7 protein-coding genes are annotated in these 16588 nt (G+C 64.2%); 6 read left to right on the top strand and 1 reads right to left on the bottom strand.

All coding sequences use genetic code 11. The features are described 5' to 3' along the window. The first annotated feature begins 292 nt into the window (after nucleotides 1-292). From hutG to NKJ12_RS13905, 6 genes are all read left to right on the top strand, one after another. Entirely contained in the window at nucleotides 293-1111 is an 819-nt protein-coding gene (gene hutG / locus NKJ12_RS13930; RefSeq protein WP_352703211.1) for an N-formylglutamate deformylase, read from the top strand. Nucleotides 1112-1143: 32 nt separating this feature from the next. Beyond that, nucleotides 1144-2814, top strand: coding sequence for a urocanate hydratase (hutU, locus tag NKJ12_RS13925; protein WP_352703209.1), 1671 nt, complete (start codon nucleotides 1144-1146; stop codon nucleotides 2812-2814). 8 nt (nucleotides 2815-2822) lie between these two features. Beyond that, entirely contained in the window at nucleotides 2823-3410 is a 588-nt protein-coding gene (locus NKJ12_RS13920) for a HutD/Ves family protein (RefSeq protein ID WP_352703207.1), read from the top strand. A gap of 267 nt (nucleotides 3411-3677) precedes the next feature. Beyond that, complete coding sequence (locus NKJ12_RS13915; protein ID WP_352703205.1) at nucleotides 3678-12248, top strand: glycoside hydrolase family 94 protein; 8571 nt, start codon at nucleotides 3678-3680, stop codon at nucleotides 12246-12248. A 364-nt stretch (nucleotides 12249-12612) separates the two neighbouring features. After that, complete coding sequence (locus tag NKJ12_RS13910) at nucleotides 12613-14382, top strand: glucan ABC transporter ATP-binding protein/ permease (RefSeq protein WP_254817502.1); 1770 nt, start codon at nucleotides 12613-12615, stop codon at nucleotides 14380-14382. Between the two features lie 260 nt (nucleotides 14383-14642). After that, nucleotides 14643-15398: a heme ABC transporter permease gene (locus NKJ12_RS13905; RefSeq protein WP_352703203.1), complete on the top strand. Its 756-nt coding sequence runs from the start codon at nucleotides 14643-14645 to the stop codon at nucleotides 15396-15398. 13 nt (nucleotides 15399-15411) lie between these two features. On the opposite strand, the gene NKJ12_RS13900 is transcribed toward NKJ12_RS13905, so the two are convergent. Next, the gene (locus tag NKJ12_RS13900) at nucleotides 15412-16470 is read right to left on the bottom strand and encodes a D-TA family PLP-dependent enzyme (RefSeq protein WP_352703200.1); all 1059 of its coding nucleotides are present in this window, start codon (nucleotides 16468-16470) and stop codon (nucleotides 15412-15414) included. Nucleotides 16471-16588 lie beyond the last annotated feature (118 nt).

Genomic DNA, 16588 nt, shown 5'->3' with positions numbered 1-16588 from the left:
GGACTGAGCGAGGCGCCGAAGCTGCCAATCTCCCCACTAGAGGGGGAGATGTCCGGCAGGACAGAGGGGGGCGCTGTCCCGCCAACCTCAGCCCGGCAACACCGAAACTTTCAAATCCAGAAACAAAAAACCCGCCTCAAAGGCGGGTCGTCGGGCCGAATCAGCACCATACCGAATTTACTAGCATAGCTGCCGGCACAAAGCAAGAACAAAATGCGTTGCGAGCGATAAAAACCGAAGTCGGTGTTCAAGGACGATTGCAAAGTCGCGCTCCTTCGCGCGGAGACTTCCGATGACCTCACCCTCCTGGCTCACCGTCACCCAAGGCACAGCACCCTTGCTGGTTTCGATCCCGCATACCGGCATCGATCTCGCCGGCCTCGACAGCCGGCTGGTCTCGCCCTGGCTCGGCCGCCGTGACGCCGACTGGTGGATCGACAAGCTTTATGACTTCGCCGAGAGCCTCGGCGCGACGGTCGTGCATACGGCGATTTCGCGCACCGTTATCGACGTCAACCGCGATCCGTCCGGCGTTTCGCTCTATCCCGGCCAGACGACGACCGGGCTCTGCCCGACAGAGACCTTTGACGGCGATCAGCTCTACCTCAAGGGCGGAGAGCCGGAACCGTCTGAGATCGACGAACGCCGCGAGAAGTTCTTCGTACCCTATCATGCGGCTCTGCAGGCCGAGATCGACAGGCTGCGCGCTTTGCACGGAAAAATCGTCGTCTATGACTGCCATTCGATCCGCTCGGTGCTGCCGCGCCTTTTCGAAGGCAAATTGCCGGTCTTCAATCTCGGCACCAATGACGGCAAGAGCGCCGATCCGACGCTGCAAGCGACAGTTGGCCAGATCCTCGCCGAAACCGGCAAGAGCTACGTCGTCAACGGCCGCTTCAAGGGCGGCTGGATCACGCGCCATTTCGGCCAGCCGCAAGCCGGCGTCCACGCGCTGCAGATGGAACTCTCCAACCGCGGCTATATGCGCGAGCCCGAAGGCAAGGGCGAACCGGCTAACTGGCCGGTGCCTTACGAGGCCGAATTCGCGGCGCCGACCCGCGTCACGCTGAAGAAGATCCTGGAGACCGCGATCGCCTGGGCCGAACGCTGACGCGCGGTGCACCTCACTCGAAAGGGACAATCATGACCGATCCTCGCCACAACATCCGTGAAGTGCGCAGCCCGCGCGGCAGCGAGCTCAACGCCCGCACCTGGCTGACGGAAGCGCCGTTGCGCATGCTGATGAACAATCTCGACCCAGACGTCGCCGAAAACCCCAACGAACTGGTCGTCTATGGCGGCATCGGCCGGGCGGCGCGCACCTGGAACGATTTCGACCGCATCGTTGCCTCGCTGAAGACGCTTGGCGACGACGAGACGTTGTTGGTGCAATCGGGCAAGCCGGTCGGCGTGTTCCGCACTCATCCTGACGCCCCGCGTGTGCTGATCGCCAACTCGAATCTCGTGCCGCACTGGGCGACATGGGAGAAATTCAACGAGCTCGATAGAAAGGGCCTGATGATGTACGGCCAGATGACGGCCGGCTCGTGGATCTACATCGGCACGCAAGGCATCGTGCAGGGCACCTACGAGACCTTCGTCGAGGCCGGCCGCCAGCATTATGGCGGCAATCTCAGGGGCAAATGGATCCTGACCGGCGGCCTCGGCGGCATGGGCGGTGCCCAGCCGCTCGCCGCGGTGATGGCCGGCGCCTGCTGCCTGGCCGTCGAATGCGATCCCGGTCGCATCGATTTCCGGCTGCGCACCCGCTATGTCGATGAGCGCGCCGACACGCTTGACGAGGCTCTGGAAAAGATCGAGCGCTGGACCAAAGCCGGTGAGGCGAAATCGGTTGGCCTGGTCGGCAACGCCGCCGACATCCTGCCGGAACTGGTGCGGCGCGGCGTGCGCCCCGACATCGTCACCGACCAGACCTCGGCGCATGACCCGCTCAACGGCTATCTGCCCAAGGGCTGGTCGCTGGCCGAGTGGCGCGAGAAACGCACCTCCGACCCGAAGGCCGTCGAAAAAGCTGCCCGCGCGTCGATGCGCGAGCATGTCGAGGCGATGGTGGCGTTCTGGAACGCCGGCGTGCCGACGCTCGACTACGGCAACAACATCCGCCAGGTGGCGAAGGAGGAGGGGTTCGAGAATGCTTTTGCCTTCCCGGGTTTCGTGCCGGCTTACATCCGTCCGCTGTTTTGCCGCGGCATCGGCCCGTTCCGCTGGGCAGCGCTTTCCGGCGATCCCGAGGATATCTACAAGACCGACGCCAAGGTGCGCGAGCTGACCCCCGGCAACACCCATCTGCACAACTGGCTCGACATGGCGCGTGAGCGCATCGCCTTCCAGGGCCTGCCGGCGCGCATCTGCTGGGTTGGGCTTGGCGATCGCCACCGGCTCGGCCTCGCCTTCAACAAGATGGTCGCCAGGGGCGAACTGAAAGCGCCGGTGGTCATCGGCCGCGATCACCTCGATTCCGGCTCGGTCGCCTCGCCGAACCGCGAGACGGAGGCGATGAAGGACGGCTCCGATGCCGTTTCCGACTGGCCGTTGCTCAATGCCTTGCTCAACACCGCGTCCGGCGCCACCTGGGTGTCGCTGCACCATGGCGGCGGCGTCGGCATGGGCTTTTCGCAGCATGCCGGCATGGTCATCGTCGCCGACGGCACGCCCGAGGCGGCCAAGCGCCTGGAGCGGGTTCTGTGGAACGATCCGGCGACCGGCGTCATGCGCCACGCCGATGCCGGCTATGAGATCGCGATAGAGTGCGCCCGGGAGAACCAGCTCAACCTGCCCGGCATTTTGGGCTGAGCCGCGCCTTGCACATCCTTCGGGCAGCCGAATACCGCTCGATGCCGTGGAAGAACGGCGGCGGGATGACGACGGAGATTGCCGTCTCGCCGCCAGGTGCCGGGCTCGACGATTTCGACTGGCGCGTCTCGATGGCGCGCGTCGAGAGCAGCGGCCCATTTTCCGGATTTGCCGGCGTCGACCGGACCTTGGCGTTGCTGGAAGGCGAGGGCATGGTCCTCGATATAGCCGGCCGGCCGCCGGTCGAAATCACCAAGGCTTCCGGCCCGCTTGCCTTTCCGGGCGACGTGCCGACGCAAGCCACGCTGATCGCCGGCCCGATCATCGACCTCAACGTCATGACCCGCCGCGCCCGGGCGACCCACACGGTCGAGCGCCTGCTGATTTCGGCTCCGACGGAGATCCAGGCCGAAGCCGATGAAACATTTATTCTGTGCGTCGACGGCGAACTCAGCGTGGCGGGCGCGGCGCCCATGCAACTTGGGCCGCTCGACGCGCTGTTGCTCGGGGCGCAAGCGCCGGAACTGCGCCTGGATGCGGTCCGGCCGGCGATGCTGTTCGTGATCCGCATCGACCGCACTGCCGGCAACGATTAACGTCTGTTTCCAAACATGATCGTGACGCCGGCCAAATATCGCGTAAGCTGGTGGCTGCATCACGAAAAAGCCTGAATCTTCCGCCGATCAGAAGCCGAAACGATGCTCATAGTGCTCGCCTGGAAGTTGTCGAGAGACGGCATCTTGTCGTGGTGCGGAAACAAACTTTCGGCCAAGTGTTGCGATGCAACCAATTGCATTTGGACCGGTTTTAGGGACATTGCCGTGGCGGTGACGCCGCACTGCGTCCCCAACACGGAACCTTAGATGAATATCCAGACCAATCTCGCACAGATCGAAAAGACGAGCGCCAGCTTCCCGGCTGTCACCGACGAGCCGATACGCTCCCATTTCCTGCCGGAAGATCGGCTCCGAGCGTTGGGCGCAGCCCTTGCCAATGGCGATGCCAAGGATTTGTTCGGTCTGACGCCTTTCGATTTTCAGGCGCGCATCCGCGACAGCGCCAGGAAGATTCTCGATGTCTACCGTTCCACCAACGCTGCCCAGGCGAGGGGCGAAACGATCACGCCCGCGGCGCAGTGGCTGCTCGACAACAACTACCTGGTCGAGGAGACCATTTTTCAGGTCAAGCGCGACCTGCCGCGCCGCTTCTACCGCCAGTTGCCGACGCTGAAACTGTCGGATGGATCCAGCGTGCCGCGCGCCCTGGCGGTCGCGTGGACCTATGTCGCGCATTCCGACAGTTCCGTCTCGTCGGCCATGTTCAAGGCGATCGTCGAAGGCTTCCAGTCCGTCGAGCCGCTGAAGATTGGCGAATTATGGGCGCTGCCGTCGCTGCTGCGCTTCGTCCTGATCGAGAACCTTCGCCGCATCGCGGTCCGCGTCAATCGCACGCGGGAACTGCGCCAGATCGCCAACGAGGTCGCCGACCGTGTGCTGGCGACGGACGACAGCGCCGACCGGCAGGCGATACTTTCCCACTACAGCGCCCATGCGCAGGACACCACCTTCGCCACCCAGTTGCTCTACCGGCTGCGTGACGGCTCGCAAAATGCCGGCAGGGCGCTGGAATGGCTGGAGGGCGAGCTGGAAAGGACCGGCTCCGACGCCGAGGAGATCATCCTCAGCGAGCACCACACGCTGTCCAGCGGCAACGTGACCACCGGCAACATCATCCGCGGCCTGCGCCTGATCAACGACGTCGACTGGACGGTGTGGTTCGAGGGCGTCAGCCGCATCGACACCTTGCTACGCGAACGCACCGATTTCGCCGCGCTCGATTTCTTTTCGCGCGACCAATACCGGACTGCGATCGAGGAGTTGGCGCGCCGTTCCGATCTCTCCGAATTTCGCGTTGCCGAAAGGGCGATCGAGCTCGCCGGCCATGCTGCCGATGCACCGGGCTCCGAAAGCGGCCCGATCGCTCACACCGACGTCGGCTTCTTTCTGGTCGGCCCGCGCCGGCAGGACCTCGAGCGGTCGATCGGCTACCGGCCGACCATCGGCAAGACGCTGAACCGGACGTTCCGCAAGACCGGATGGCTGGGCATCGTCGTGCCGGTGTTTGCGCTGACGGTCCTGCTTCTGGTCGTTTCCGGCAATGCGCTTGCCAATCTCGGCCTGTCGGTGCCGTCGATCGTCCTGATGCTGGCCCTGTTCGCGGTGCCGGCCAGCGAAGGCGCGCTCGCATTCTTCAACACCGTCGTCTCGCTGTTTTTGAAACCGACACGTCTCGTCGGCTATGATTTCAGGCACGGTGTGCCACCCGAGGCGCGCACGCTGGTGGTAGTGCCGTCGCTGATCGGCTCGCGCGACGATGTCGAGGAGAACATCCGCAACATCGAGGTGCATCACCTCGCCAACACGGCGGGTGAGGTCTATTTCGCGCTGCTTTCCGACTGGCCGGACTCGAAGACCGAGATCGATACGGCGGATGTCGAAATCCTCGAATTCGCCCGCGCCGAAATCGCCAGGCTGAACGCCCGCTATCCCTCGGAAGGCGCGCCGCGCTTTTATCTGCTGCATCGGCGCCGGCTCTACAACGCATCGCAAGGCGTCTGGATGGGCTGGGAGCGCAAGCGCGGCAAGCTGCACGAATTGAACCTTCTGCTGCGCGGCGACAGCGACACCACCTTCCTGCCGTTGGAAGTGCCATTGCCGGAGAGCGTCGTCCACGTGATGACGCTGGACGCCGACACCCGCACCACCCGCGACGCCGTCGCTGCGCTGGCCGGCAAGCTTTGCCACCCGCTCAACCGTCCGCATTTCGATGTCGCACGGCGCGAGGTTACTGCAGGTTATTCCATCCTGCAGCCGCGCATCACCGCGTCGCTGACCAGCGGCGACGAGGCATCGTTCTTTCAGCGTGTCTTTTCCGCCAATCGCGGGCTCGATCCATACGTCTTTGCGGTGTCGGACCTCTACCAGGACATCTTCGGCGACGGTTCCTTCACCGGCAAGGGTCTTTACCATGTCGACGCCTTCGAGGCGGCGCTGAAGGGCCGCATCGAGGAAAACACCATCCTCAGCCACGATCTGCTCGAAGGCGCCCTGGCGCGCTCGGCCTTGGTCACCGACGTCGAACTGGTCGAAGACTATCCGACCCGCTATTCGGTCGATGCGTCGCGCCACCATCGCTGGGCACGCGGCGACTGGCAGCTTCTGGGCTTCATCCTCGGCCCGCGTTCAAACGTGCCGGCGCTGTCGCGCTGGAAGATGGTGGACAATCTGCGCCGCTCGGTGACGCCGATCTTCTGGGTGATGGCCGCGATCGCCGGCTGGACGCTGCTGCCCTTCACGCAGGCCGCGCAATGGCAGGCGCTGCTGATCCTCACGCTGTTCATGGCGCCCACTTTCGACATCGTCAACGCCATCCTGCCGAAGAGCGGCGATCAGACGCCGCGCGGCCATTTCTCGGCACTGGCGCGCGACGTTGCCTTCGGTACCGCCCTGGTGGCGCTGAAGATCGTCCTGATGGCGCACCTTGCCTGGATGATGGGCGACGCGATCATCCGCACGCTTTACCGCCTGTTCGTCAGCCGCCAGAACCTGCTCGAATGGCGCACCGCCTCGCAGGCACACAAGGGCGGCGACAACGATCTCGGCTCCTACTACAGCATCATGTACGGCGCCGTGATCATCGGCGTCGTCGGCCTCGCCGTCCCGGTGCTGGCCGATTCCACCGGCGCCTTCGTCGCCTTCTTCTTTGCCTTGTTCTGGATCGGCTCGCCCGCCATCGCCTGCTGGATCAGCCGTTCGGCCGAAACCGAGGACCGCCTGCGCATATCGGCCGCCGACATCCACGCGCTGCGCACCGTGGCGCGGCGTACATGGCACTATTTCGAGACCTTCGTGACGGCCGAGCATCACCATCTGCCGCCGGATAATTTCCAGGAAAGCCCGGCCCCCGTGGTGGCGCCCCGCACCTCGCCGACCAATATCGGCGTCTACCTGCTGTCGGTGATTTCGGCACGCGACTTCGGCTGGATCAGCCTCTCCGACGCCGTCAACCGCATCGACGCGACCATGTCGACCATCGAGAGCATGCCGCGCGATCGCGGTCATCTCTTCAACTGGTACGACACCACGACGTTGAAGCCGCTCTATCCGCTTTACATTTCTGCAGTCGACAGCGGCAATCTCGCCGGCCATCTGGTGGCTGTGGCCGCAGCCTGCGCCGAATGGGCCGAAGCGCCGTCGGTGCATGTGCAGGGCGACTTCGAAGGCATCCTCGATACTGTCACCATCCTCGACGAAAGCCTTGAGGAACTGCCCGACGACCGGCGTCAATTGCGGCCCTTGCGCCAGCGGCTCGCCGACCGTCTCGATGGCATGCGGCGGGCGGTCGAATTGATCAAGGCGCAGCCGGAGATGGCGTCGATCCGTACCATCAACCTGGCCGTCCTGGCCGGCGAGATACGCAAGCTCGCGACAGCCATCCACACCGAGGCCGCGTCGACCCAGAGCGACACCATCGCCGATTGGGCGGCCAGGCTCGAAGCCACCTGCGAGGCGCATGTGCACGACGCGCACAGCGACGAAAACGCCGTCGCGGCATTGCGGGCCAAGCTTCTGACGTTGCGCGAGCGCACGCGCCGTTTCGCCTTCGAGATGGATTTCTCGTTCCTGATGCGGCCCGAACGCAAGCTCCTGTCGATCGGTTACCGGGTCGAGGAGCATCAGCTCGACGAAAGCTGCTACGATCTTTTGGCCTCCGAGGCGCGGCTGACCAGCCTGTTCGCCATCGCCAAGGGCGATTTGCCGACCGAGCACTGGTTCCGGCTCGGCCGGCCGATCGTCGAGATCGGCTTCCAGGGCGCACTGATGTCCTGGTCCGGCTCGATGTTCGAATATCTGATGCCGCCCCTGGTGATGAAGGAACCGCAAGGCAGCATTCTCAACCAGACCAGCAAGCTCATCATCAAGCGCCAGATCCAGTATGGCCGTTCGAAGAACGTTCCCTGGGGGATTTCGGAAGCGGCCTACAACGCCCGCGACCGTGAACTGACCTATCAGTACACCAATTTCGGCGTGCCCGGGCTCGGCCTGAAGCGCGGCCTTGGCCAAAATACGGTAATCGCGCCTTACGCGACCGTGCTGGCAGCGCAGTTCACGCCGCATGAATCCGTGCAGAACCTGGCCAGGCTGAGGCGGCTGGGCGCGCTGGGCCGGCACGGCTTTTACGACGCGGTGGATTTCACGCCGCAACGCGTCCCCGAGGGCACCGACCACGCCGTCGTGCTCAACTACATGGCCCACCACTCCGGCATGTCGATTGCCGCAGTTGCCGATGCGATCTTCGAAGGGCGCCTGCGCGATCGCTTCCACAGCGATCCGGTGATCGAGTCGGCCGAATTGCTGCTGCAGGAAAGGGCGCCGCGCGACATCCCGACTGCGACCGTCAGAACCGAGGCCGACGAGCGCTCGAAGGACGAGACCGAGCTGGAAAGCCCGGACACCCGCATCGTGCTCGATCCGCTCAGGGCGCTGCGCTCGACCAGTGTCATGTCCAATGGCCGCTACTCGGTCATGGTCACCGCCACCGGCTCCGGCTACAGCCGCTGGGGCGACCTTGCCGTCACGCGCTGGCAGCCGGATCCGACCGAGGACCGCCTTGGTTCCTATATTTTCCTGCGCGACGCCAGCAACGGCGACTGGTGGTCGGCCACCGCCGAGCCGAAGCGCGCCGCCGGCGAGCGGGCGCAGACGCTGTTTTCTGACGACAAGGCGAGCTTCGTCAAATCGGTTGGATCGCTGCGTTCGGAAGTCGAGTGCATCGTCATCTCGGAAGGCAATGGTGAGGGCCGACGGGTGACGCTCCACAATGATGGCCCCGCCGACCGGCATATCGAAGTAACCTCGTTTGCCGAACTGGTGCTGGGCTCCGAGCCCTCCGATAATGCCCATCCGGCTTTTTCGAAGATGTTCGTGGAAACCGAGATCGCGCCGAACAACGGCGCGATCTTCGCCACCAGGCGCAAGCGCGAAAAGGATGAACCCGACGTCACCATGGTGCACTTCGTCACCGACCCGTCTGGATCGGCGCGCGACGCCGAGGCGGAAACCGACAGGCGCGCCTTCATCGGCCGTGGCCGCACTATCACCGAGGCGGCTGCCTTTGATCCCGGCGCCAAGCTTGGCGGCCATTCCGGCTTCACCCTGGATCCGATCGCCTCGCTTCGCCGGCAGGTGCGCGTGCCGGCCAACAAGAAGATTTCGCTGACCTTCTGGACCGTCGTCGGTACCCATCGCGCCGAATTGGATGCCGCCATCGCCCGGCTCGACCATCCCGAAAGCTTCGCCCGCCAGGCGATGCTCGCCTGGACGCGCTCGCAGGTGCAGACCCGGCACCTTGGCCTCAGTCTGTCGGACGCCGCCAATGTGCAGAAGCTGGCGCGCTATCTGATCTATCCCGACCCGTTCCTGCGCCTTCCCGGCGAATCCATCGTCTCCGGGCTCGGCAGGCAGTCCAGCCTGTGGCCGACCAGCATATCCGGCGATTTTCCGATTTTCCTGGTCAGGATCGCCGATGTCGCCGATCTGGAGATCGTCGCCCAGGCGCTTCGCTTCCAGGAATACATGCGCGCCCGCGGCATGATGATCGATTTTGTCGTCGTCAACGAGCAGGCGTCATCCTACGTGCAGGACCTGCAGCGCGCGGTGGAGACGCTGTGCGAAAACAGCCGGTTGCGCGGCAAGGAACTCGGACCCCGCCAGCACATCTTCGCGGTGCGACGCGATCTGATGGAGGAAACGACCTACAGGACCTTGCTCGCCGTCGCTCGGGTGGTGCTGCATACGCGCAACGGCACCATCTTCGACCAGATCGAGCGCGCCGAGGCTGCGGCACTGCAGGCGCGGGACGCCGCCCTCCAGCCGGCAGACCTTGCAGCGCTTCGCGAGCCGTCCTTGCCGGTGCCGACGTCGCAAGCATCTGCCGCCCAGGCACTGATCGAGGGCCGCGTCGACGGCAGCGGGCTCGACCAATGGAACGGTTTCGGCGGCTTCGACGGCGACGGACGCCACTACGTCGTGCGTCTTGCCGGCCGGCGCACGACGCCGCAGCCGTGGATCAACGTGATCTCCAACCCATCGTTCGGGTTCCACATTTCGGCTGAAGGCGCTGCCTTCACCTGGAGCCGCAACAGCCGCGACTATCAGTTGACGCCATGGTCGAACGATCCGGTCACCAACCGGCCGGGCGAGGGCATCTATATCTACGATCATGCCAGTGGCAGGGCGTTCTCGCCAATGGCTGCCGTGGTGCGTGACCCGACAATGACCTACGAAACCTGGCACGGGCAGGGTTTTTCGACGTTCCGCTCACAACGCGGGCCGCTGACTATGGACCTGACCCATGTCGTCGATCCCGTTGATCCGGTGAAGATATCGCGGCTGCGCATCCAGAATTCGGGTTCGGTGCCGATGCGGCTGCGCGTCTACGCCTATGCGGAATGGGTTCTTGGCGGCCATCGCTCGCGCACCGCTGCAAGCATCGTTCCGTCGAGGGATGCCGCAACCGGCGCATTGCTGGCGCAAAATCCCTATGGACTCGATTTCGGCGAGCGAATCGCCTTTCTGGCCGCCGACGGTGCGGTGCATTCCGTCACCGCCGACCGCGGCGAATTCATCGGCAGGCAAGGCACGAGCGAGTTTCCGCATGCGGTGCTGAGCGGCGCCGACCTGTCGGGCCGCGTAGAGGCCGGCGACGATCCCTGCGCGGCCATCGCACGCGACATCGACATTGCTGCCGGTGGCGATGTCACGCTGCTCTGGCTGCTCGGCGACGCGGCCTCGCCCGACGAGGCCAGCGCGCTGGTGCAGACCCATCGCTCCAGGGATTTCGATCAGCGGCTGGCCGACAACGAGCGCACATGGCGCGGTTTTCTCGACACCATCCAGGTCGAGACGCCGGACAAAGCCCTCGACGCCATGGTCAATCACTGGCTGCCCTATCAGAGCCTGGCCTGCCGCATCCGTGCCCGCTCTGCGTTCTATCAGGCGAGCGGTGCCTTCGGCTTCCGCGATCAGTTGCAGGACACCTTGGCCTTGCTGGCGCATAACCCCAAGCTGGCGCGCGATCACATCCTCAACGCGGCGCGGCGGCAATTCCCCGAAGGCGACGTACAGCATTGGTGGCTGCCGCGCACCGAGGCCGGCGTCCGCACCATGATCTCTGACGACGTGGTCTGGCTGGCCCACGCTACCGCGCGCTACCTGCTGGTGACCGGTGATACCGCGATCCTGAAGGAGCAACTGCCCTTCATCGAAGGGCAGGCGCTGAGCGAAGGCGAGCACGATGCGTTCTTCATCCCGGAAATCTCGAAAAAGACAGCCTCGCTCTACGACCACTGCGCGCGGGCGCTCGATCTTGCCGTCAAGCGCAGCAGCCCGGCCGGGCTGCCGCTGATCCTCGGCGGCGACTGGAACGACGGCATGAACCGCGTCGGCGAGCACGGCAAGGGCGAGAGCGTATGGCTGGGCTGGTTCCTGCTGAAGACGCTGGGCGAATTTGCCGCTGTCGCCAAGGCAGAGCGCGATGCCAAGCGCGTGCAAGCCTGGACGAAGCACGCCGAGTTGCTGAAGCGGGCGCTGGAAAGCACCGCGTGGGATGGCGAGTGGTATCGGCGCGGCAGCTTCGACGACGGCACGCCGCTCGGCTCGCGCAAGTCGGACGAGTGCAAGATCGACTCGATCGCCCAGTCCTGGAGCGTGCTTTCGGGCGAGGGCGACCCGGCGCGGTCGACCACGGCAATGGGGCAGGCGATGAAAGCGCTCGTCGACGACGAGCTCAAGATCGTCAAACTGTTCACTCCGCCCTTCTCGAAGACGGAAAAGGACCCGGGCTACATCAAGAGCTATCCGCCGGGGGTCCGTGAAAACGGCGGCCAATACACGCACGCCGCGACATGGTTCGTTATTGCGCTCGCCGAGATGGGTCGCACCGACGATGCCTACCGCTGCCTTTCGATGCTAAATCCGGTCAACCATGCGCACGATGAAGCCGCGGCAGAGCGCTACCGCGTGGAACCTTATGTCGTCGCGGCCGATGTTTATTCCGGGCAAGACAAGGGCGGCCGAGGCGGCTGGACCTGGTATACCGGGTCGGCGGGCTGGCTTTATCGTGCTGCGGTCGAGAGCATTCTCGGCATAGAGCGCCGCGGACAGCGCCTCCAGTTCACGCCGAGACTTCCCAGCCATTGGGACGGCTATTCGGCAACCCTGAAGATGCTGGGCGCCGAGATCAAGGTATGCGTCGTCCGCGACAAAAAGGCCCGGGCCATCTCACTTGAAGTGAATGGCACGAAGACCAAATCTTCGTCCTTCGAGCCAAAAGCCGGCGACAATGCCGAGGTGGTCGTTAGAATACCGACCTAGATTCAAGGACTTGGAGCGTCGCTCAGGGCTCCCCAGGGCACGCGCGGGCGCTCCAAGTGCCTCCACCGGTTATATTTGCGTTTGACCTTGCTGAATGCCTGCACACGACTTTAGACGTCGTGCCTGGGGTCTTGCTGATTAAAAATGTGGCAGTGCTTTCCAGTTGCCATGATTTTGCCGCAACGCTGACATTTCACCTTTTATCTCAAACTGTTAGACGATCACGGCAAATTTCGAAGCGTCGTCATCTTTTGTTCGCGGAATGGGAACGGAAGAGGTAGACGAGCATTGTTTTGCGACGCGTCAACCGATACGAGTCAAAAAATGACGCACTGCACCATAAATAATTGGCGGAGTAGCTGAAGTGTCACTTCTGCAAATCTACTGGCGAGCCCTTGGTTATCTCGCTGCCGACAGGAAACGCGTTGCGTTTATCTGCGGGGCGAATGTCGCGCTTGCCATTATCGCCATTCTCGAGCCGATTATGTTCGGCCGGGTGATCGATGCCATTTCGGACCGCGGCTCGGTATTCGCGACACTGGCAATGTGGGCCGGCCTCGGCGCGTTCAATATCATCGCCTTCGTTCTGGTAGCGCGCGGCGCCGACCGCTTTGCCCACCAGCGGCGCAGCGAGGTTCTCTGCCAGTCGTTCGAGCGCGTGATCACCATGCCGCTTGCTTGGCATCATCAGCGTGGCACCTCCAATTCCCTGCACACGCTCCTGCGCGCGGTCGAGACCCTGTTCAGCCTCTGGCTCGAATTCATGCGGCAGCATCTGTCGACCGCGGTTGCGCTGGTTCTGCTGGTGCCCACCGCGCTCAGCATGGATATCCGCATGTCGATGGTGCTGCTGGCGCTTGGCGCGCTCTATGTCGGCATCGGACGGCTGGTGATGCGGCGCACCAAGGAAGGCCAGGCGGCCGTAGAGCGGCACTACCACAAGGTGTTTGCGCATGTGACGGACTCGGTCAGCAACGTCGCCGTCCTGCAGAGCTACAACCGCATCGGCCATGAGACCGAGGCGCTGAAGCGCTACGTCAAGAACCTGCTCGACGCACAGAATCCGGTGCTCGACTGGTGGGCGATGGCCAACGCGCTGCACCGCCTGTCGTCGACGATTTCGATGATGGTGGTGCTCTTGATTGGCGCCTATCTGGTGACGCACGGCCAGTTGCGGATCGGCGACGTCATCGCCTTTACCGGCTTTGCCACGCTGCTGATTGCCCGGCTCGACCAGATGTCAGCGTTCGCCAACCAGATTTCCGAGGCGCGCGCCAAGCTCGAGGAATTCTATCATCTCGAGGACTCTGCATCCGACGCCGCCGAACCCGATGGGCTGCGCGAGCTCGTGAACGTCACGGGGCACGTCCGTTTCGAGAATGTCTGCTTCGAGTTCGGCAACTCCGGGCAGGGCGTCGACGACGCGTCGTTCGAGGTCCAGGCCGGCCAGACTGTCGCTATCGTCGGCCCCACGGGCGCCGGCAAGACAACGCTCATCAACCTTCTGCAGCGCGTCTTTACCCCGTCCAGCGGCCGTATCCTGATCGACGGCATCGACACCCGCACGGTGACCCGCAAGTCGCTGCGCCATTCGATCGCTACCGTGTTCCAGGATGCCGGCCTGCTCAACCGCTCGATCGAGGACAACATCCGCGTCGGCCGTGCGGAGGCGACCTATGACGAGGTCCATGCCGCGGCCAATGCCGCCGCCGCGCAGGATTTCATCCTGTCGAAGAGCGAGGGCTACGACACCGTCGTCGGCGAACGCGGCGGACAGCTGTCCGGTGGCGAGCGCCAGCGCATCGCGATCGCCCGCGCCGTGCTGAAGGACGCGCCCATCCTGGTTCTCGACGAGGCGACCAGCGCGCTCGACGTCGAGACGGAAGACCGCGTCAAGGACGCCATCGACGAGTTGCGGCGCGGCCGCACCACCTTCATCATCGCCCACCGCCTGACCACCGTTCGCGACGCCGATCTGGTCGTGTTCATGGACAAGGGCCGGGTGGTCGAGATGGGCGGGTTCACCGAACTGTCGCTGCGCAACGGTCGCTTCGCCAGCCTGCTGCGCGCCGGCGGTCTGCTCAACGACGAGGAGGTTCGCCGCCTCAGCCGCCCGGTGAACGAGGCCGCCTGAGCAGCGCGGTTTGCCTTCTCCCTGTGCGGGAGAAGGTGGCCTCGCGAAGCGAGGTCGGATGAGGGGTGCTCCGGCTTGGCTCAAATCTTCATCCAAAATCCAGACTTCGGCGCACGGCGATCATTGGCGCCTCACTCCGTCCAGCACCTCTCGTCCGGCTCGACGCTACGCGCCGATCCACCTTCTCACGCAAGGGGAGAAGAGAAGACGTACCGCCGCTGTGGTTGCCGCAACTCCGCCGACGGTCTATGTAAGGCCGCATGAGCGACACGACCTCACGCCCCTCCGGCTGGATGGATATTGCCAACCCGACGCGGTTCGTCGGGCTTGCCGACAAGGTCGTGCCGTGGCTGGCGAGCGTCGCCGCCGTCGTCCTCGCTGTCGGTCTCTATATGAGCTTCACGGCGCCTGAGGACTTCCAGCAGGGCATCACCGTTCGCATTATGTATATCCACGTGCCTTTCGCCTGGCTTGCCATGATGTGCTACACGCTGATGGCGGTCTCGGCACTGGGCACGCTGGTCTGGCGCCATCCGCTGGCCGACGTGGCGCTGAAATCGGCGGCACCCATCGGCGCCGTGTTCACCGCCCTTGCGCTGATCACCGGTTCGATCTGGGGCAAGCCGATGTGGGGCACCTGGTGGGTGTGGGACGCCCGGCTGACCTCGGTTTTCATCCTGTTCCTGATGTATCTCGGCATTATCGCGCTGACCCGCGCGCTAGACGATGCCGGGCGTGCCGCCTGGGCCGCGGCCATCATAACGCTGGTAGGCTTTATCAACATCCCGATCATCAAATTCTCGGTCGACTGGTGGAACACGCTGCATCAGCCGGCGTCGGTGTTCCGGCTCGGCGGCCCGACCATCGACCCCAGTTTGTTGTGGCCGTTGCTGGTGATGGCGCTCGGCTTCACAGTATTGTTCTTCGCCCTGCATCTGATGGCGATGCGCACCGAGATCCGACGCCGCCGCGTCATTTCGATGCGCCGGGTTGCCGCGAGGCAGGCTGAACGGTAGCCAACCGATAGGATCAAGCCATACGCCCGCGTGCTGCCACCGGCAGCGTCTCGATCACCTTGTCGCCTTCGATCAGATGCACCTCGTCGAACAGGTTGGTGACGACGCAGCAATGGTCGGGTACGACGCGCACGCGCTCGCCGATGCGAAGCTCTGCGCCGCCCGAAAGCGTGACGTTGCCGTGCTCTTCGCTGAGGCTGGTCACTCTTGCGCCTGAAATGCCCAGCAGCTCGCCGAAATCGGCGAGCCCCAGCGTGTCGCTGGAGAGCGCCTTGCTGCCGGCGTCAAGGATGGCGCGTGTCGGCGTTGGACGGCTGACCACCGTCGACAGTACGGTCAGCGCACAATCGTCGAGGCTGCCGACGCCTTTGGCGATCTGGTAGCGGTCGAGATAGATGTAGGTGCCGGGCCGGTATTCGGTAACGACGCTATGCTCGCCGGAACGCCACATGTCGGGTGTGCCGCCGCTGGAGATGCGCTCGCAAGCAAGGCCGGCTGCGGCAAGTGCTTGCTGCGCATCGGCGAGCCACGCCTCGGTCGCGGCAGCGCGGCCAGCCCCCGGGTAGGTCATCAGGCCGCCGAACACGAGCCCTCGGACCTTGTCGATCTCGCTCGCCAGCGCGACTGCCTCGCCGGCCGACTGCACACCGCAGCGGCCCATGCCGGTGTCGCATTCGACCAGCACCGGCAGGCGGTGGCCGGGATCGGTAAAGGTGGCGGCAAGTCCCATCAGCGTGTCCATACTGTCCGTTGTCACCGACAGGGTTACGCGGCCGTGCAGCGCCTTGAGGCGTTCCAGCTTGGCCCGCCCGAGGATATTGTACGGCAGAAAGATGTCGGTCAGTCCGGCATCGGCCATGATTTCGGCCTCGCCGATCTTCTGGCAGGTGATGCCGATGGCCCCGGCCGCGACCTGCTTTTTCGCCCAGTAGGGCAGCTTATGGGTCTTGATGTGCGGCCGGAGCTTCAGCCCGTGCCGGTCGGCATGGGCCTGCGCCCGCGCGATGTTGGCTTCTGCGCGGCGAGCGTCGATCAGGATCGCCGGCGTATCGAGGTCGTCTATGCTGCGCATGGAATGTCACCTTTGGGAATTTGTCGGGACTTATGGCCCCGATCGTCGCCGATGTCATGAGGCCAGAATGCGGTTTACGTCGACACCGGATCGGTGTTCGGTTATGCGCTGTAGGCGC

The sequence above is a fragment of the Mesorhizobium sp. M0195 genome (genome assembly GCF_040322115.1).
Taxonomy (GTDB): Bacteria; Pseudomonadota; Alphaproteobacteria; order Rhizobiales; family Rhizobiaceae; genus Mesorhizobium.
Note: the sequence above shows the minus strand (reverse complement) of the source record. Positions and strands in the feature narration are given on the sequence as shown.

Excerpts from the sequence above, each read along its gene's own strand:
- hutG (WP_352703211.1), top strand. The coding sequence starts at position 293 with ATGACCTCACCCTCCTGGCTCACCGTCACCCAAGGCACAGCACCCTTG.
- hutU (WP_352703209.1), top strand. The coding sequence starts at position 1,144 with ATGACCGATCCTCGCCACAACATCCGTGAAGTGCGCAGCCCGCGCGGC.
- NKJ12_RS13915 (WP_352703205.1), top strand. The coding sequence starts at position 3,678 with ATGAATATCCAGACCAATCTCGCACAGATCGAAAAGACGAGCGCCAGC.
- NKJ12_RS13905 (WP_352703203.1), top strand. The coding sequence starts at position 14,643 with ATGAGCGACACGACCTCACGCCCCTCCGGCTGGATGGATATTGCCAAC.
- NKJ12_RS13900 (WP_352703200.1), bottom strand. The coding sequence starts at position 16,470 with ATGCGCAGCATAGACGACCTCGATACGCCGGCGATCCTGATCGACGCT.